The following is a 19851-nucleotide window of genomic DNA, read 5'->3' as shown; positions in this document are numbered from 1 at the left end:
TGCTGCTTTAAAGGGCTGTGTCGTAGTTAGCTGTTGAGGTTTATCTTAAGCCTTCAGCTGTACCGATTGCAGTACTCTTAAGGGGTTATGTCGCAGTGGCGACGGCACATTTTTGTATGCATTAGGGGGGAGCTTCGCCCCCCTTTGCAATCCCCCTTGCGTTAAATCGCAGTCCAAAACGCTTCGCTGGACTGCTCCAATGCGGCAGAAGATCAATAGCGATAGTGCTTTACCTTTGTATCGCGACTCGCCTAGCTAGTGCTTTAACAGCCTTGGAAACAACAACACTTAGTTGGTACACAGCCCTTTAAAGGGCTTAAACTGCAGCGCTTTCAAGCGAACGTATAGGCATATTAATTCAAACAAAGAATGGACGAACTATTCAGCTGTACGTAATTACAAAGTAAAGGTGCTCTGCACTATCGAGAGAGCAATCCAAATCGATAAATCTTGCTGATTAGCGCAGTTCGCGACCTAACATTAAAAACCTGCTTCAAACGGTCGATGTGGTAACTCACCCCTCGTTCACTAAGGTGCAATGTGCTCGCGATCTGAGCATTGTTATAATCGTCAGCCATCAGCTCAATTATGTTAAAAGACTTTTCTGACAGGCATTCAAAATTGGCGATCGGATTCAGCTGAGGCATATAAAGCTGACATAAATGACTACTATAGAGTTGTAATTGCCACGCCAAATGGCTTTCATTGCTACTCAATAAGCTCTGGACTTTACTTGGTTCCTCAGAAGAAAATAGATTAAATACCCCGTGCCACCCCTCAATACCTGCAAGTTCAACCCGAAAGTTAACCACACAAGTTAAGCCATGTTTTTCCTTGAAATAGGCTATTCGCTCAGCATTCTTCGTGGAATGGCTCTTTCCCAGCCAAAGATTAAACCCCAACGAATTATTATGGCTTTCAACATCAATCTTTGAGACTGTTCTATAATAATCTTCCCTAATCGCCTTACTTCTATCATCCCAATAAACTAGGTGCTTTTGCCTAGCTGCATAATTTCTAAAGAGCTTAGACAACCGCTTAATATCAGGTAACGGATTCAATGATTCAATAGGCCTAATAGAAAAACAAAAGCCATCAAATCCACTTTGCTGGGCCAATTTGGACAGCTCATTCATCAAGCGTTCGTCTTTAATTTTAAGGTTCATCGTTATCTAGCACTAGCAACTCTTTGTATACAATCCTATCAATAGCCACCATCTTATTCTGTGATTCACCACAGTCTTCAAAAGTAAAGAGCGCCGAAGCGCTCTTTGAATAACTATCGTTTAGTCGTTGGGATGGCAACTTAGACAAGAAAATGGGTCTGGGAATGTTTGCCCGAGGTGGTAATTACTGTTACCCGAGGTAGTGACAGACTCATATTTTTTGTAATTACCTAGGGCATCAGATGGATAACCCTGATAATTCGGTATATTACCGTAGCGATCAAGGTCGTTTGCACGAATATCATCACCAGTCACTTGATGCTTAAGTGAGGCTTCACCGTGTTGTTTGCCTTCGAGGTCACCATCATGACACCAGAAACAGGTATCCAATTCACCATGGCCAACTGGCGCACCGTTAGTACCGTGACAACTTGCGCAGTAAGCTGGTTGAGTATTGTCAAAACCATCAGCGTATGGGGTCGGCCAGTTATGACCACCGTGTCCTAGAGGCTGTTTTTCTTCGTTGTGACACAGCGTACAGTCAGCTATATTCCAACCAAAATGCGCTTCGTTTAATAGCGGAGCGTTGCTTCCAGAGGTCACATCAGCGGCTTTGAATGCACGTAAAGTTCTTACATCACTACCATCTTTGGCCACAGAGTAGTCATACTGCAGCGTCTCTGTGACACTTGTGTAATCTGCGTCGTATTGGCGGCTCTCGATGTCTGGATTCCAAGAAGCATATTGGTTGCCATAACGAACGACTGCGTTCTCTGGCAAATAATTATGCACGGCAATATCGGACATAATGTGGATCAAGGTACCGCCGAAAGTACCACTCCACTCTTCAAAGCATGCCTCTTTAGGGATCTTATCGCTGCTGTCGGCAGCAACAGGTTCACCGTTGGCGTTCCAATTACAGCTCGGCTCAAAAAATACATCGCGGTTGGTTTCAGCTGCGGTTTGGTAATCTTCGCCTTCTACGTAATAGGTTAGCCAGCCTCGCAAACCTTTATTTCGTATCCCCAAGAATTGGGTAACTGCGTAGTTTCCTACCTCTGCGCCAGTATGAAGAACGTTCCAAAAGGTATAAGAGAAGTCGCCGTAACCCTGCGCTTCTGACTCTTTACCCGCTGCAACAAAAATATCCATACCAGTAATAACACCAGGTTGGAAGATATCAGGGCGATGGTTATTCGCCGTTACCGGGACGTCATGTAGTTTGACGGTTATCTTCTGGGTTCGGCCATCAGGCGCCAACTCTGTTGCATTCTGGTCAATAACTGGAGAGTCAGCCTCAAATTGCTGAAGCACAAAGCCTCGTTCCTTTTGACGTTCAACCTGCGTTTTCTGTACCCAGTGGCGTCGAGCGGTCATGTATTCGCTAAATGGTTGTAGGTTATAGCGGGTGTTAGGGTTGGCCCACATTTCGTCCATTCGCATGTAGTTCAGCTCACCACCAGCGTGGAATCCTTGACTGTTAGAAATTGCCCTGGTGAACTCATCACCCATAGCAAACAATCTGAAGTGCCAGTTCTCATTGTCAACTTCATCAGCATCGAATTGGCCATCACCGTTTTGGTCCCACGAAACGGTGTACAGGGGCGTACCTAGCCCTGACTCGTTGTGGTCTTTAACTATCGTTAACTCCAAATCATCGCGAGTAACCGCTAGATAGCGCAGCACGTCAAATACCGAGTATCGCCCCTCAATAAAGATATCCGGACGGTAACTACCCGCGCCGAGGCCGTCTGGGTTTTCACGTAACACGCGATCGACATCAGCGATCTCTACATTAAAAGCATGACCCTCTGGCCAGTTCTGATTGACGACACCTGCATCAGCTGCATTTTTGATTGAGGTTTTGCCATTTCCCTTATCCGGATCGCCTATACCTGGGTTCTCATGCAGCCAAGACGTAATGTTGTCTTGGTAGGCACCTAGGCGGACCTGGACGGTGCCATCCATTGGTGCCTGCGGAGACACAGCGACATCGATATAGTCCGGCTTTTCCTGAACCGGTGGTTCAACAACCGGAGCCTGCACACTATCACCGTCGTTATCACTGCCGCAGGCAGCCACACTCAGTGCTAGTGCGATAGTTAATGCAACTTTATTAAAATTCATCATATATCCCTTTTATCTGCAGCTTTAGGTACTGCTTTGCTATTCAGATAAAGTGTAAGAAAGGCGACTATTGGAATTCCCTGTATGAAAGTGCACAGTTTCTTGCAGCTGAACGAGATGAGACAACGATCACCAAATTCGTAAATACATTCGGTATATCTCGCCTGGTGACGATACAAAGGTAATCATTATTCTGTGTTTGCTATCGAGTCTTTGATGTCTGTTGTGTAGCAAGTAAACTCACCCAAAACTAAAAGTAGTGGCGTTAACAACCACTTTAAAAGGCGATGTTATATCTTCTGTTCAATTAAACCGATGAACTCAGACGATTTTTGTTTAATGGTGCTAATAACCATTGGATTTTTATCAGTGTGAGTTAACGACCAATACTTATTTTCGTTCCATTGCATTTGCCGAGTGTTGCCCGTGCCCTTTTGCGTGATAAAACCCCAAAACCACAAGTCATCCCACACCTCAAGCTCGTTACCAACATAGTGCTGCTTTAACAGTTTATTAATCTTATCGAAGTTGGGTTTATGCATGCCCAGCTGCTCAAATATATGAATAATCACCGCATCAACGGGTAACCATATCTCATCTTGCGCCGATATTTGGCTAGGAGTATCAGCCCAAAATGCACAGTTTGCACTCAACCTGTTATGAGCTTGGTAGACCACTTTGGTAAATAGCGCCGCCGTCTTTTTACCCCAGCCTCTTTGCTCCCGTAAGCCGCAATAAAGGTCATTAAATAACAGACTTTCCTTGCCAGTTACTAACCCAACAAAGCTGGCAAAACCCTCAGTCTTATCAAGATTGCGGTACACACTGCGGTAAAACTCAGCCAACGGGTCGATTTTAGGCTGACTTTGCGTATTCGCTACATGGTACAACAGGTTAACAACCTTAGGGTTAACACTGCCATTAACACTCAATACCGGAAGAAAGAATTGCTCCTGTAAACGAAGGTTAAACTCTCTATTGGCCTTAAGAAAATCAAATATTTGTTCTAGTTTTATCTTCATTGAATTTATGATTTGGTTGAAAAGATTAACACCTCAACAAGAGGCAAAATAGCTGTTTAAAATAGGCGAAGAAGGAGTAAAAGCCAACTGTTATGTGTCCTTTTGAGTTACTTGTTATACGAATTAAGCTCAATCACTAATACCAAAAAATATATTTAATAGCGTAGTTAAAAACCAGCCACTAACACCACCAACTAATAAACCTGACACCTGATTTTTTAATTTGCTTTTTTCTTTTAATTCCTCTCTCAACTCATCGACTTTTACAGATTGCTTTGTGATTTGCTCTGAAATCATATTTATTAAAGAGGAATCGACACCTAAGCCTAATTTTTCAATAATTTGTCTTTCAGAAATTATTGCCGGTTTACCATTTTTCAAAATGTATGGACTGTCATCTGCAAATGCTAATGAGTCACTATTTTCTATTTTTAATAAATAAATATTTTGTAAGCGTTCTTTATACTGGCTAATCTGAGGATCAACTCCTTTAAGGAGCTTTAGAGAATTATTAATCAAATTGTTATCAACATTTTCGAAGCCTGAGCCATATCCATCTTTTGAAGATACCCCAACCAATATATACCCACCACTATTATTAGCTAAGCTAGATATATATTTAGACAAGCCTAAAGGCGTTATTGATGCTGATAAGATTAATTGATCCTTATTATTAGAGGAACTAATGAAATTTAGAGCCCAATCTTGAATTGATGTGTCGATTTCGTTAAGCACTAAAACTCCATTTAAACTTAATTTTTGAATTGAACGCAAATCTACCAGATTCGTATAACGCCTAAATCAGGTGCGCCGTAGGCGTCACCTAGATTTACTTGTTAGGCTAGCGCACAGGCTTAGCTAAAATCTAATGTTCTGAATGACATTATTATTGAACTAATCATCATTTCATCAGGTTTTGGATTACCTGATAATTGTTTGTCAGATTCATTCCATGTGAAATAATCGAAGGTTTTACCCTCATCATCAGTAATCTTAGTGATAATACACCTTCTATCTTTTGGGTTCTTTACCAATGCGACATGGTTTGCTTCAATTATTTTTATATCAACTCTTTGACATAGCTTACCCAAATAAATTTGGTTTTCTATGTGATCGCATAATGCAAAATTTTTATGGCATATAGAACATTTGCCAATAGTTTCTGTATGACCTGGACTATTATATAAAGTCCAATCTGGAAAGATTGAATGTTCTATAGAGGCTAGCTTGGACTCAAAATTCCGAATGCCTTCGTAGTCAGCGACCTTTAGGGCAACTTCAACGTACTCTTGGGCATCAATTAGTAAACACCATGCTTTTTCAAACTCATCTTCTTTGATCTTTACCCACATATCCAATGTGGATTTCATTGCATTCATCATGCACTGCATGTGAAAGAAATGATTTGCTTGATATTCAGCGTTTCTTTCAATCACTTGAAATTTATATGACTTTATCAAGTTTATATACTGTACGCATTCATTTGATTTTTCTTTCTGTTTCTCTATGGAACGAGTAAAAAAACAGAATTTAGCACATGAATCTATGAAGTTATCATAAATCTCTTTGATCTCTTCAAAACTAATTTTATCGCTGGTCATTTTTTAGCAACTTCCAAAATAGCTTCTTGAAGCTTGGAAAGATCTTCACCACTACCTTGGTATTCAATTTCTGTTATTTTTTCTTTTTCAGTCTCTCTATAGACAACTTTCAAAGATACCTCTGGATTTTTCTGCCCTTTAAAAAAGTCAGTTAGGTAGTTTGAAATTACACCACAGGTTATAGAAACTATTTCTGGGTTCTGTGAAATGAGTGATGAAGTAATTAAAATCACTGGGCCAAACCATTCTACAGACCTTTGCTCATATAAAATTTCTGGATCAGTATAAAAGGTTATTTCTGTTTTATCTTTCGCATATTTGAAAAATGATAATGAAGTGGACTGATACTTATAGTCTTCTTCCTCCCTATAGTTTATTGGTAATAAAGTAATTCCATCAGTTTTAGCTTTGATATGATTTACAGTAATTTCCTTTTTAGTGATTCCCATTTGCACTCCGAATTATGAGAAGGGCCTAACGCCCGCATAAGGTGCGGACAATGCTTGGCTATAATTAGCGAAGAATGAGCGTCAGCCAAGCGTTGGACGTCACTCTTTATGCTCTTGTTAGGTAAATTTACTTATTAGCAGATTCTAATGGAATTCCGCGTGCGACCCACTTATATGTCCGATACAACGCGAAACCACCATACGAACTACTTTGAAAAACAACTTGGTGTGCAGTTATTTTTTTTATATTAGGTATAAAGTTTTCTTTATGTGCATTAGTGTTAATAATTTCAACCTTCGGGGCCTCCTTAAATGGAAATGGAAACTCAATAGCTACCGGTTCGTTTTCAGATACTGAAAACTCACCTCTTTGGATGATTAGATTTTTACTTGGATTTTCAATTGTAGGTGATTGATAAAAAGAAATATTTCCAGCTACATTTTCTACTATCGAACTTGGAAAAAACAGAATGTAAGCAGACCAAATAAATGCTAAGGAAAATATGTATTTACAGGTTGTTTTATATTGCTCATTCAACCCCCAAAATATATAGATAAAGCCCAATAGGGATGCTGTCCCTGTAATTATTGTGAAAATTGTTATAAAAGTTAACACTGATACTCCTATTTACCTAACAGCGTTCTTATAATGCCTGAGGCTTAGTTAGCCACCATGCTTGAGGCATTGTTTGCCAATGTTATAAAGCCACGGCTAGCTAACTTTACCGATTAATATCAAATTCATTTTCGCAGTTTGACTATCACCCTAGTACTTTTTATGCGTGATAGAATGCCCGCCGCTGTTGAAACCATGCCTAGCCGTTTTTTGCTAACGCCCCTTACCATGGCTCAGCACTTAGTTGCTGTTATTGGTGCTAATAGCGTTAAAGCACTGCCGCTTTTGATCTTCCGCCGCATTGCAGCTGTCCAGCGCAGCGTTTTGGACGGCGACCTAAGGCAAAGGGCGATTGCAAAGGGACGGAGCTCCCCCCTAATGCATACAAGAATGTGCCGTCGCCACCGCGCCATAACTCAATTAAAGCGCAGTAATTTTAGCGCCGCTCGCATAACCCCAACCTCAGCAGCACAGTGGCGACACAGCCCTACGAAAATATACCGCTGTTCTAGCCGGTATTACGCACTCTTACGCAATTGGTGCACAACTTGATTGCTGCTACCGCGCCACTTCAGCGACAGATCCTTCAACTCTTGGTCAAACTTACCGTCCACCATAACGTCTACCAGCTCAATTACCTGCCGCTGGGTTGGGTTAAGCTCCGCTAAGGTGTAGCCACTCCATAGCCAAATATCTTTGCCCGGTGCTTCGGCGCGTACCCGCTGAACCAACGCTAAGATCTCGTCGACGTTGCTTGGGTGCAGAGGGTCGCCACCGGATAACGATAAACCACGGCGTTTAATGCGCGGATCGGTTAGATCGCTGATGATTTTATCAGCAAGCGCTTGGGTGAAATGGTGGCCAGAGTCTGGGTTAAGGGTCGATTGGTTATAGCAACCGCGACACTGATGGACGCAACCGGCAACAAACAGGGTGCAGCGCGTTCCTGGGCCATTAACAACATCAACAGGATAGTAATTATGGTAATTCATACAGCCTCACACGAACCACAGCGCCCACACCAACATGTGGGCACTGGTTTAAACCAATTACAGGTGCTTAACCCGACGCTTAACCTCTTCCTGCTTGCCTTCGTTAAACGGGCGAGCATCTGGGCTGCCAAGGTAACCACAAACTCGACGGGTTACCGACACGCGGGTTGAGTCGCTGTTGCCACAGTTAGGGCAAACAAAACCCTTACTGGTGCACTCAAACTCACCGGTATGGCCACAATCGTAGCATTCGTCGATTGGTGTATTGGTGCCGTAGTACGGAACACGTTCGTAGGCGTAGTTCCACACATCTTCCAACGCTTCCACGTTGTTCTGCATGTTCGGGTATTCGCCGTAAGAGATGAAGCCACCGCTGGTGATCTCTGGGTACGGCATTTCGAAATCGATCTTGTCGTACGGGTTAACCTTCTTTTCCACATCTAGGTGGAAGCTGTTGGTGTAGTAACCTTTGTCGGTTACTCCATCAACCACACCAAATGCTTTGGCGTCGATCTTACAAAAACGGGTACAGAGGTTTTCACTTGGGGTGCTGTAGAGGCTAAAGCCGTAACCGGTTTCGCTCTTCCACTGGTCAACCGCAGCGCGCAGGTAGCTAACTACCTCAATCGCCTTGGCACGCAGCTGTTCACTGTCGTACACATGCTCGTTATCGCCGTAGAGGGCGTTAATGGTTTCATGCAGGCCGATGTAGCCTAGCGAGATTGACGAGCGGCCATCTTTAAAGATTACTGAAATGTCGTCATCTGGCTTCAAGCGCACACCACAGGCACCCTCTTGGTACAGGATTGGCGCTACTTTAGCTTTCACCCCTTCCAACCGTTCGATGCGGGTCATTAGTGCCTTGCGGCTCAGTAGCAGGCGTTGATCTAAGATCTGGTAGAAGCGCTCGCTGTCCCCTTCGGCCTCAATCGCAATGCGCGGCAAGTTAAGCGATACCACACCAAGGTTGTTGCGACCGTCGTGGATCAAGGCGCCATTTTCTTCGTGGGCGCCTAAGAACGAACGACAACCCATTGGGTTCTTAAACGAGCCAGTAACCTCTACTACTTTGTCGTAGTTGAGGATATCTGGGTACATTCGCTTGGTGGCACACTCAAGCGCCAGTTGCTTGATGTCGTAGCTTGGGTCAACCGGGCGTAGGTTTAAGCCATCTTTAATGGCAAACACCAGTTTCGGGAACACTGCGGTTTTACGGTTCTTACCCAAACCGGCAATGCGGTTTTTCAAGATTGAGGATTGGATCAATCGTGCTTCCCAAGTGGTACCTAAACCAAAGCCAAAGGTTACAAATGGAGTTTGGCCATTGGCAGTATGGAGGGTGTTTACTTCGTACTCGAGCGATTGGAAGGCGTCGTAACACTCTTTCTCAGTGCGTGAGGTAGCAAAGCCTTGTGGGTCAGGAATGCTCCACTCTTGCGCCGTTGCAAAGTGCTTGTCGTAGCTGGCCTTAACGTACGGCGCAAGAATCTCATCAATACGGTTGATGGTGGTGCCACCGTAGATGTGCGACGCCACTTGGGCGATGATCTGTGCGGTTACGGCGGTCGCGGTTGAGATTGATTTTGGGGTATCAATCTCAGCGTTACCCATCTTAAAGCCGCCGGTTAGCATGCCGTTAAGATCGATCAACATGCAGTTGAACATTGGGAAGAACGGCGCGTAGTCGAGATCGTGATAGTGGATCTCACCGCGTTCATGGGCCTGCACGACTTCCCGCGGCAGAATATGACGACAGGCGTAGTGCTTGGCCACAATGCCCGCCAGCAGATCCCGCTGGGTTGGAATTACCTTGGCGTCTTTATTGGCGTTCTCGTTGAGCAGGTCATTGTTGCTCTGCTCCACCAAGCCTTGGATCTCACGATTCAAGCGACTCGACTTCTCACGAGCCACATCACGGTCGTGACGGTATTCAATGTAAGCACGCGCCAGTTCTTTGTGCGGGCCTTCCATTAATTGGAATTCTACCGCGTCTTGAATAAGGTCAATATCTACGTGTTCATGCACTGCCAGTTGTTCGGTTACTGCAGACGCAACTTGCACCGCGTAAACCTGATCTTCACATTGGTTCGCCTTAGCGGCGCGCATTACTGCTTGAGTAATTCGGGCACTATCGAACGGCAAGCGTGTTCCATCTCGCTTGATCACAACTGGTTTCATTGACTACTCCTGACAATCATGGTGAAAACACTACATATCAACAGCCGAGATCCCCTCGGCACTACATCTAGTGATTTAAAATATAGAAATGGCGACAAAGAACTTAGATCCAAATCAATTAAATGTAGATTGACGTCACATTTAGTTTGCTGATATGCGAGCGGGAAGGCTTTTAAGTTCGAGCGGACTATAGCCCAGTTTGAGCCGAATCCGCATGAACAAACACGGACTAACATCGGGTTATTTGGGCGAGATCACTGCTTAGAAAGATCAAGCTTGATCTCAAAAAAAAACATAATTTCAGCGTAAAAAAACGGTGTGTTTATATCAGTAAAAACTGAACTAGTGTCAGTGGTTAAATGGCTTCCAATTAGGGCAAAAAGAAGCCATTTAAGGATCGATAGATTCAATCAATAGCAAGAATATTGATGATCTTTTTAGGAATGTCGGTGTTGTCTTGGTAGCCAGTAAACTGCTCGGCGCCAACACCGTATGCCATTACTGGCACGTCCACTGCGGTATGGCCGGTGGTTGTCCAGCCGGTAAAACTGCGCACCGACAACATTTGGCCAATCTTGGCGGCAACGGTGTACATGTTCTCATTAGCAAGCAGCGCCAGTTCGGTTAACTCGGCATTGGTTAACTCAAAGTCGACGTATTTAGACCACTCCTGTGCATAATGCTCTGCCGTGGTGTGCAACAAGGCGTTGGCGATGGTCTCGGTTGAGGCATGCACCCGCTTCACCTCTAATGGCAGCCATTGGTACTCGCCGTCGGCGCCAAGGGTTAGCCCGCCGGTAGAGTGGTCGGCGGTAACCACCAGCAGCGTATCTGGGTGTTCATCAACATAATCTTTAGCCACGGTTACCGCGGCGGCAAAGTCTTCCATCTCTTTCATGGCACAGGCGATGTCGTTACCGTGGCCACACCAATCGATAAGGCTACCCTCAATCAACAAGCTAAAACCTTTAGGGTTAGATTCGGCCAAGCTCAGCGCGGTGAAGGTCATGGTGGCTAAACGTTGGTCGCGATCGCTGTCGATGGCATACGGAAGTGCCACCGGCGCCAATAACGCAGCGGCGGGCAGTTTCTCTATTTCATCCAGCTGTTGCCAGTTGGTCGCCAGCGCCACACCCGCGCGGTTCATGGTTTCTAATTGCTGTTGGCTGAAGTACGACAAGCCGCCACCAAACATCAAATCAAGCTCTGGTGTTGCTGCGGTCATGGCGTTGGTCATCTGGTTGGCTATCACCTCATATGACTTACGTGAGGCTACGTGCGCAACAAAGCTGGCCGGAGTAGCGTGGTTGATTTGCGATGTCGACACAACACCGATGGTTTTACCAGCGCGTTTACTGTTAGCAAGAATGCTTGGTAGCGGCTGTTTGTCGGTATCTAAGCCGATGGCACCATTATAAGACTTAACCCCAGAGGCAAGCGCCGTAGCGGATGCCGCTGAATCAGTTACCCAGGTGTCGTCGTCTGGATAGGTGCTGGCCGCGCCAACCAGCAATTGATCGAAGATCGTTGGGGCAACGGCATTGCCGGGCTTACCAGCGAGATAATAACGATACGCACTTAAATACGCTGGTCCCATGCCGTCACCTATCATATAGATAACGTTCTTTGCCGTTGGCTGAGACTGCGCTTGTGCCGGGACAGCCAACGCCAATGGGAGTGCCACCACACACACAAATCGCTTCATTAAAACTCCTTTTCGCATCAAAACTAATTGCTAAGTCACTAAATTGTATTGCTAAAGATCAACTAAACTGTAACTGACTATTGGTAATGGAGAACCGTTATAGTGCCTATTCTAAAGCGTGACACCACGATCCCCCTTTGTAATCCGTTGCAATGGTATAGCCTTAAGTTATGAGCTGCCAACATGTAACCAAGCACCATTGTCACGGTACTGCCTATTTTGTTGGTGACATTCATGGTGAGTATCACCAACTGACTCAATCTCTCGCTAAGGTGGGCTTTAAACCGGAGCAAGGCGACCAACTCTATAGTGTTGGCGATCTGGTTGATCGCGGCAAAGACAGCGCTCGCTGTTTAGAGTTTTTGGAGAAGCCTTGGTTTCATGCAGTTAAAGGCAACCACGAAGCGATGATGCTCGAGGCACTAAACGGCACTGAAGCAGCCAAAGAGCTGTGGTTTAGCTCTGGCGGCAAGTGGTTTGAACAACTGAGCAGCGCCGAGCAACAGCAGTTATCAAACCGCTACCGGGCGCCACTTAACAGCCTGCCTATTGGCATGGAGATCTACGTTGAGCAGCAACAACTCACCTTTGGCGTGGTTCACGCTGACTTCCCATTTAACCACTGGGACGCCTTTGTTCAGTCTGGTAACAATATAACCGAGCAACAACTTGCCAGTTGTTTGTGGTCGCGGGCCACGCTAAGAGCGATCAATAACGGTAATTACCCCGACCCCATTACTGGCGTTGATGCGCTGATTATGGGCCACACCCCCCACCCTATTTTTCGTGGCCACGGCAATCGGGTTTGGCTCGATACTGGTGCAGGCTACCCCAAAGGCACCATTACCATTTTATCTGCTCATCAAATTGTCCATATGCTGTTGCGTTAACAGCATCTGCTCTTGTCTTTACCAAGGTAACCATGATTGAACTCGAAACCGAGCGACTGATTCTGCGGCAGTGGCGTAACGACGACTTTGAACCCTACGCCCGACTCTGTGGCGACGAAAAGATCATGCGTTATCTAGGTGGCAATGTGCTCTGCCGCGAAGACTCGTGGCGCCATATGGCGATGCTGGTTGGCCACTGGCAGCTAAAGGGGTTTGGCCACTGGGCGGTTGAGCTAAAGCACAGCGGCGAGTTTATTGGCCGTATTGGTTGCTTAGAGCCGGAGGGCTGGCCGGATTTCGAATTGGGTTGGACCATCTGTTCCAACCACCAACGGCAGGGGCTTGCTAGCGAAGGCGCCCGAGCCGCGCTGCAATGGGCCTTTGCCGATCCCAATCGACAGCAAGTTATTAGCATTATTCACCCAGATAACATCGCTTCGAAACAGGTCGCGCTGAAGCTTGGTTTGCGCTTTTGGCGCAAGGCAACGGTAAAAGGCATTGAGGTTGTGATCTATGGCATAACCAAAGTTGATTACCAAAATCTCAGCTAACACTTGTACGCCCAATAACAAATCGCTAGCATAAGCAAAAAATAGATGAGACTACCAAACAGATGACTACAGCCAACTACAGCATTGGTGAAGAGATCGCTAATGCCGTTACTCATGGACTCGGCGTGGCTGCCGCCATCGTCGGACTCACCTTAATGCTGGCCAAGGGGATCCCAGTATTAAGTGGCGCAGAGATTGCCGCCATCAGTATCTACGGTGCTACCTTGGTATTGATGTTCCTTAGCTCTACCCTTTACCACAGCATTACCACGCCCAAGGCAAAAGCGGTGCTCAAGCGCATTGACCACTGCGCCATCTATCTATTAATTGCCGGCAGCTATACTCCATTTATGTTTATTGGTCTTGCTGATCCCGCCGCGTACTTGTTACTTGGGGTTATTTGGGCGCTGGCCATTGCTGGGGTTTTGTTCAAGGCACTGTTTGTCGATCGCTACAAGAAGTTGGCGCTGGCAACCTATCTGGCGATGGGATGGTCGAGCTTATTGGTGATTTGGCAACTGATGGAGGTACTTCCCAGCGGTGCTTTCAAGTTATTGGTGATCGGTGGAATCTGTTACAGCATCGGCACGATTTTCTACGCGGTCAAAACCCAACCCTATTTTCATGCTATTTGGCACCTCTTTGTGTTGGCCGGAGCAAGTTGCCACTGTGTTGCAGTTTCGATATTTCTCATCCCCTAATTGCTTAGTAAAACCGCTTATGTAACTAGTTTATGAGACTAAAAGTGGTCGGTTTGATTACAAATCTAACTGAAAACTGATCGTAACTTACCAAAACCAAACATTTTTCTCGCAAAGCGCAAGCTGATATGCCAATCTTTGCGGAGCGCATTAATAACCACCCAAAGATGTTAATGTCGCACTAAAATTGAAACAGGATTTGTTTTGGTGAACTGTTCACCGCTTTAAGGAGATGACATGAAAGTTAAATTGCTGGCCGGCTTGGCCATGAGCACCATGCTGTTTGGTTGTGCTAACACTGCTGATTTGGAAGCTCAAGTTTCTGCACTGAGCAACAAAGTTGACTCTTTGTCTACTCAAGTTGGTTCTCTAAGTGGTCAACAGGATTCTCTGGCCGCTGATATCAAGGCTACTAAGAGCGCAGCTATGGACGCACAAGACGAAGCAGCTCGTGCAAACAGCCGTATCGACGCAATGGCTTCTGACTACCGTAAAAAGTAACTAGAGCCTGTTGCTAACGCAATTAAGCCTTAGCAACAAATTTAGAGGGCGATGACTACTTCACGTAATCATCGCCCTTTTTGATCCTAGCGGCCACGCCGTCAAGGTTTGTAACGGTCAAGCTTTGTAACGGCAAGACGTATAACGACCACAATTTCTAACGGAGTCGGCTTGGCACACCGCTTTTATCGGCAATCGCTTGCGCTAATCGAACCGGATCTGGCATTGCCACTGCTAATTGCTTTTCAACACTTAGCGGAATGGTTAGCTCCTTCTCATCGCGCCCCAGCTCAACCAAGTCTGATAATGGTTCGTGCACCTCAATCAACCAACCGTCAGGCTCATTGGCAACCTTAACCGCATCGTTAATGATCCGTACCGGCTCACCAACTCGAACCATATCGAACAGCGTTTCAATGTCGTCGTAGCGTAACCGCATACAACCAGCACTTACCCGCATGCCGATACCAAACTCTTGGTTAGTGCCGTGGATTAGGTATTCGCCATTACCAAAGCCTAATCGCAACGCGCGGTGACCAAGTGGGTTATCGGGCCCAGCAGGAACCACACGGGGCAGCGCTTCACCATTTTCCTCAATCCACTTTTTACGGGTGGTTGCGGTTGGGGTCCAGGTTGGATTTTTGCGCTTCTGACTGATGCGCGTCGACACCACTGGGGTTTCTCGGCCAACAACACCAATACCGATAGGGAATACATGCACCCGTTGGTTGGCGTTGTCAAAGTAGTACAATCGTAATTCAGCTAAGTTAACCACAACGCCTTTACGAGGAACGTCTGGCAACAGCATCTGCGAAGGCAGCTTGATAATGGTGCCAGGAGTAGGTAACAGTGGGTCAACTTCGGGGTTAGCTGAGGCCAGAGCGAGGAACCCCATATTATAAAGCTGAGCTATCTGATCCAGCGTTTGCCCTTCCTCAACTCGGTGCTCCATCGGAAATCCAATTAAGCGGCTCTCACCCTGAGGCAATGAATAGATCGCAGCGTGTGCTGGCAATGCCAGACTCACCGCTAAGGCCATCACTTTAAATACAGCTCGAACCACACCCATACTCCGTAAACTGGTTATTAGCATTAGCATACCATTCTCCTGCGGGGATGCCGATTTTCACTTACAAAACAAAACGCCTGCAGGTAGCAGGCGTTGGAAGTTTCAAGCATAAGCCGATTTAGGCGGCTTCAACCTTAACCGCACACACCTTGAACTCAGGGATCTTAGCGATTGGGTCAAGCGCGGCGTTGGTAAGCACATTGGCCGCAGCCTCAACAAAGTGGAACGGCATAAATACCACTCCCGGACGGATCCGCTTAGTCACAAAGGCTGGTACCTCTAACTCACCACGGCGTGTAGTCAGCTTCAACATTTGCGAATTGCTGATCCCCATCCGCTCGGCATCAGCTACAGACACCATCACCATCGGCTGCGCCAGTTCATCCATACCAGCAGTCTTACGCGTCATGGTACCGGTATGGAACTGCGCTAACTGACGGCCTGTAGTTAGGATCAACGGGTACTGCTCATCTGGCAGCTCAGCGGAGGTGCGATAAGGCACCGGTGCGAAGTTGGCTTTGTCCATCTGGAAGAAGCCGACCTCATGCATTATCGGTGTGCCCATATCGGACTCGCTATAACAAGGCCACTGCAACGCTTCGGTTTCGGTACGCTGCCACGTAATACCAGCATATACCGGTGCTACGCTGTTGATCTCTTCAAGGATCTGTTGCGACGACTGATAATTCCAATCAGCTCCCATCGCATTAGCCACCAACTGGGTGATCTGCCAATCTGGTTTAGCTAAGCCAGGCCCCTTAATCGCAGGACGCAAGCGCTGTACTCGGCGTTCGGTATTGGTGATATGACCGGTTTTCTCGGCAAAAGAGAATGCCGGCAGCACCACGTCGGCCAACTGAGCGGTTTCGGTCATAAAGATATCTTGGACAACCAAGAAATCGATGCTGTTTAACGCTTCCAATACATGCACTTGATCAGGATCGGACAGCACTGGGTTTTCACCAACGATGTACATGCTGCGCAGCTGTTTAGTTAAGATGGCGTCAATCATTTCGGTTAGCTTCAGGCCAACCTGATTGTCAATCTCAACCCCCCAGTGGGCCTTAAAGTGCGCAACTGTCGCTTCGTTTGGCAGTTTGAAGTGACCCGGTAAGGTGTTTGGCAACGCCCCCATGTCCCCTGCCCCTTGAACATTGCTTTGGCCGCGCAACGGGTTGATACCAGCGCCAAGTTTACCGACATTACCGGTGAGCAGTTGCAGGTTAGAGATGGCTTTAACGTTGTTGGTGCCGTTACTGTGCTGGGTAATGCCCATGGCATAGAACACCGAAGTTGCCTTTGACGCACCAATCATCTTAGCCAACTGCTTGATACCAGCTACGTCGACACCACAAACAATCGCCGCGTTCTCCACTGAGTATTGACTGCGCATCACCTCATCATAAAGGGCGTCATATTGTTCAGTACGACCATCGATAAAGGCTTGATCTTGCCAGCCGTTACGGATGATCTCTTGTGCCAGTGCGTTCAGCAGCATGACATCGGTACCTGGGCGATGCTGCAGATACAGATCGCTATGAAACGCCATGTCGACCTTGCGTGGATCCGCCACCACCAACTTGGCGTTGCCATTTAGCGTTGCTTGGCGAATATGCGAGGCGATAACCGGGTGCGAGGTGGCCGTATCGGAACCGATGATAAACACCAATTCAGAATGTTTGATGCTAGCAATGTTGTTGGTCATTGAGCCGTTGCCGATGGTTGGCTCCAAGCCAGTACCGGTTGTGGCGTGACACAAACGAGCACAATGGTCGACGTTATTGTTGCCCACCACCGTACGAATAAACTTCTGGAACAGGTAGTTCTCTTCATTGGTGGTTTTAGCCGACGACAAGCCCGCCAACGCCCCACTACCAAACTCGGTTTTCAATTCGGTGAAACGTTTGGCTATCAAACTAATGGCGTCGTCCCAGCTGGCTGGTTGTAGCTCGCCATTCACTCGAATGTATGGCTGGGTTAAGCGCTGTTCCGAGTTTACAAAATCAAAGCCGAAACGCCCTTTAACACAAAGCATACCTTGGTTTACTGGAGAACCTTCAACACCGCTAACCTTAACCACTTTATTAGTGTTTTCATCAACGTGCATGGTGATACCACAGCCAACACCACAGTATGTACAAACCGTATTTACCTGTTTGTAGTTGTTGGCCAATCCATGTTGGCTGACGTTCTTCTCAGTAATGGCACCCACCGGACATGCTTGGACACAGGCACCACACTGGACGCAATCCGACGCCGACAGCAGTTCGCCATTGCCAATCTTAACCTTACAGCGTTGGCCATTGTCAGCCAGATCCAATACGTTATGCACGCCTTCATCGCGACAGGCTTGAACACATTGACCACAGCCAATACAGCGGTTGGCGTCAAAACGAATGAACGGCGACGATTCATCAACCGCGTACTTGCTGTAGTGATCCTTGCCTAAATCATCATCATTGATGCGGTATTCGGTGGCGTAATCACGTAGATCGCAGCTTTGGCTTTTCTGGCAGCCACACTCCAAACAGCGGGCGGCTTCAGCAATGGCGAGATCACGGTCGAAACCGGTCTCGACCTCACCAAAGGTACTGGTACGGGCATTCACTGCCAACTCTGGCATTTTTAGCCGTGCAGCAACGGGAACATCACCGTAGTAACGGCTTTCAACGTCTTTTAAACGCTCTGCTTTACGGGAGTTAAACTCGCGATCTGCTACGGCGATCTTGCCTTGGTTAAAGAAGTTAAGCATCACTTCAGCACAGCGACGGCCTTCGCCTATCGCTTCTACGGCGGTAGCTGGACCTAAGCGAAAATCACCAATGGCGAAGGTGTTGCCACCGGTGTGGAAGGTCGAATCTGGCGCATCGGCGGTGTTCCAACGGGTCAGCGCAATGGCATCGCCAAGTGCACTCGTATCAGGCTTTTGGCTTACCGCTGGGATAACGGTATCAAACTCATGCCAACTGAATTCGCCGGTTGACTCAGGACGACGACGACCAGAGGCGTCTGGCTCACCCAGTTTAAGCGCTTCAACCTTAACCTTGGCAATACGGCCATTTTCATCAGCGACGTTTTCTACCGGCACCGACATAAACATAAAGTCGATCCCTTCCACTTCCGCTTCGTGGATTTCGTAATCTTCCGCCGGCATATCCGCTTTGGTACGACGATAGATAATAGTGACATCAGCACCTTGGCGCAGTGCCGTCCGGGCGCAATCGATGGCGGTGTTACCACCACCGACTACGGCAACCTTTTTACCAACACTAACCGGCTCACCGGCTGAGAATGCCTTGAGGTAATCTACCCCTAGCAATACTCCATCCAGATCCGAACCGGTATACGGCATATCAACCGCTTGTTGTGCACCAATAGCCAAGCAAACGCCGTCATATTGCTGCTGCAGATCCGCCAATTGCAGATCTTTACCCATGGCCTTGTTGGTGTGGATCTTCATGCCAGCGCGGCACATTAACTCAATTTCTTTGGCTAAGGTCTGCTTGGGCAGGCGGTACTCGGGGATCCCGTAGCGAAGCCAACCACCGGCTTCCGGCATGGACTCAAACAGGTCAACTTCAACGCCTTGGTGACTAAGGAAGTAACCGGCAGATAGACCCGCAGGTCCTGCCCCAATGATGGCAACGCGTTTGCCATTTTTCGCCTTAATTGGTGCTAGGTGCGGCTGCTCACCATTGAGGTCGATATCGGCAGCGTGGCGCTTCAACTGCCGGATAGCCAGCGGCTCATCAACCAAGTTACGACGACATTCGGTTTCGCAGAATGCCGGACAGACCCGCCCTACCGACATCGGCATTGGCAAGCTCTGTTTTACAATTTCGTTGGCTTTTACTTCATCGCCTTGGGCGATGTGGAACAGATAAGATTGGATGTCCACCGCGGCCGGACAGGCCGTCTTACAAGGCGCTTCACAATCTGCATGGTGATCAGACAGGATTCGGGTTAGCGCTTGTTGACGACGCAGAGTCAAAGCTTCCGAATGGCTTACCACCGTTACCGCGTCGGTAACGTGGTATTCACAGCTGCGTACGATCTCGCCATTAATCTCAACCACGCACAAGTCACATGGCGTTTTCTTGTCGGTTTGGTTATCGCCGCACAGCGATGGGATAGTCGCGCCCTGTTCGCGCGCCCAGTCCAACAAGCGTACACCTGCCGGTGCATGCAACTCTTTTTCGTCGAGAATCAGTTTGATCATATGGGTAACCACCTTGCCGTCCGCTCCGTACGGGCGAGAAAGAATGTAAATAAATCGGAGCCGG

16 protein-coding genes are annotated in these 19851 nt (G+C 47.1%); 4 read left to right on the top strand and 12 right to left on the bottom strand.

All coding sequences use genetic code 11. The annotated features are described in order from the left end of the window. Positions 1-419: 419 nt before the first annotated feature. The 10 genes from HER31_RS06075 to HER31_RS06030 form a co-directional block, all read right to left on the bottom strand. Positions 420-1166 carry a response regulator transcription factor gene (locus HER31_RS06075; RefSeq protein ID WP_168659729.1) on the bottom strand — a complete coding sequence of 249 codons (747 nt, stop codon included), beginning with the start codon at positions 1164-1166 and terminating at the stop codon, positions 420-422. Positions 1167-1286: 120 nt separating this feature from the next. After that, positions 1287-3296, bottom strand: a complete 2010-nt coding sequence (locus HER31_RS06070) for a hypothetical protein (protein ID WP_168659728.1) — start codon at positions 3294-3296, stop codon at positions 1287-1289. Positions 3297-3583: 287 nt separating this feature from the next. Continuing rightward, positions 3584-4315 (bottom strand): hypothetical protein, encoded by a 732-nt coding sequence (locus tag HER31_RS06065; protein WP_168659727.1) that lies wholly within the window; start codon positions 4313-4315, stop codon positions 3584-3586. 129 nt (positions 4316-4444) lie between these two features. Further along, positions 4445-5050: an AlbA family DNA-binding domain-containing protein gene (locus HER31_RS06060; RefSeq protein WP_168659726.1), complete on the bottom strand. Its 606-nt coding sequence runs from the start codon at positions 5048-5050 to the stop codon at positions 4445-4447. A gap of 119 nt (positions 5051-5169) precedes the next feature. Beyond that, complete coding sequence (locus HER31_RS06055; protein WP_168659725.1) at positions 5170-5916, bottom strand: hypothetical protein; 747 nt, start codon at positions 5914-5916, stop codon at positions 5170-5172. Then, positions 5913-6365, bottom strand: a complete 453-nt coding sequence (locus HER31_RS06050) for a hypothetical protein (protein WP_168659724.1) — start codon at positions 6363-6365, stop codon at positions 5913-5915. The genes HER31_RS06055 and HER31_RS06050 overlap by 4 nt, the downstream gene beginning before the upstream one ends. Before the next feature lie 127 nt (positions 6366-6492). After that, the gene (locus HER31_RS06045) at positions 6493-6981 is read right to left on the bottom strand and encodes a hypothetical protein (RefSeq protein WP_168659723.1); all 489 of its coding nucleotides are present in this window, start codon (positions 6979-6981) and stop codon (positions 6493-6495) included. Positions 6982-7499: 518 nt separating this feature from the next. After that, positions 7500-7973 carry an anaerobic ribonucleoside-triphosphate reductase-activating protein gene (gene nrdG, locus HER31_RS06040; protein WP_168659722.1) on the bottom strand — a complete coding sequence of 158 codons (474 nt, stop codon included), beginning with the start codon at positions 7971-7973 and terminating at the stop codon, positions 7500-7502. A 57-nt stretch (positions 7974-8030) separates the two neighbouring features. After that, a complete protein-coding gene (gene nrdD, locus HER31_RS06035) occupies positions 8031-10151 on the bottom strand; it encodes an anaerobic ribonucleoside-triphosphate reductase (RefSeq protein WP_168659721.1) in 2121 nt (706 codons plus the stop codon). A 406-nt stretch (positions 10152-10557) separates the two neighbouring features. Then, entirely contained in the window at positions 10558-11856 is a 1299-nt protein-coding gene (locus tag HER31_RS06030) for an alkaline phosphatase (RefSeq protein ID WP_168659720.1), read from the bottom strand. 170 nt (positions 11857-12026) lie between these two features. Between HER31_RS06030 and HER31_RS06025 the strand changes: the two genes are divergently transcribed. From HER31_RS06025 to HER31_RS06010, 4 genes are all read left to right on the top strand, one after another. Further along, complete coding sequence (locus tag HER31_RS06025) at positions 12027-12746, top strand: metallophosphoesterase (protein ID WP_168659719.1); 720 nt, start codon at positions 12027-12029, stop codon at positions 12744-12746. A gap of 32 nt (positions 12747-12778) precedes the next feature. Beyond that, entirely contained in the window at positions 12779-13297 is a 519-nt protein-coding gene (locus tag HER31_RS06020; RefSeq protein WP_168659718.1) for a GNAT family N-acetyltransferase, read from the top strand. Between the two features lie 62 nt (positions 13298-13359). Then, positions 13360-13998: a PAQR family membrane homeostasis protein TrhA gene (gene trhA / locus HER31_RS06015; RefSeq protein WP_168659717.1), complete on the top strand. Its 639-nt coding sequence runs from the start codon at positions 13360-13362 to the stop codon at positions 13996-13998. A gap of 237 nt (positions 13999-14235) precedes the next feature. Further along, the gene (locus tag HER31_RS06010) at positions 14236-14499 is read left to right on the top strand and encodes an Lpp/OprI family alanine-zipper lipoprotein (RefSeq protein WP_168659716.1); all 264 of its coding nucleotides are present in this window, start codon (positions 14236-14238) and stop codon (positions 14497-14499) included. Positions 14500-14656: 157 nt separating this feature from the next. On the opposite strand, the gene HER31_RS06005 is transcribed toward HER31_RS06010, so the two are convergent. Together HER31_RS06005 and fdhF are read right to left on the bottom strand one after the other, a co-directional pair. Beyond that, positions 14657-15598 carry a L,D-transpeptidase family protein gene (locus tag HER31_RS06005; RefSeq protein ID WP_238786898.1) on the bottom strand — a complete coding sequence of 314 codons (942 nt, stop codon included), beginning with the start codon at positions 15596-15598 and terminating at the stop codon, positions 14657-14659. Positions 15599-15686: 88 nt separating this feature from the next. After that, a complete protein-coding gene (gene fdhF, locus HER31_RS06000; protein ID WP_168659715.1) occupies positions 15687-19787 on the bottom strand; it encodes a formate dehydrogenase subunit alpha in 4101 nt (1366 codons plus the stop codon). Positions 19788-19851: the final 64 nt, after the last annotated feature.

The organism is Ferrimonas lipolytica (assembly GCF_012295575.1).
GTDB classification, from domain to species: Bacteria; Pseudomonadota; Gammaproteobacteria; order Enterobacterales; family Shewanellaceae; genus Ferrimonas; species Ferrimonas lipolytica.
The sequence above is the reverse complement of the archived record's forward strand: the minus strand, read 5'-3'. Positions and strand labels throughout refer to the sequence as shown.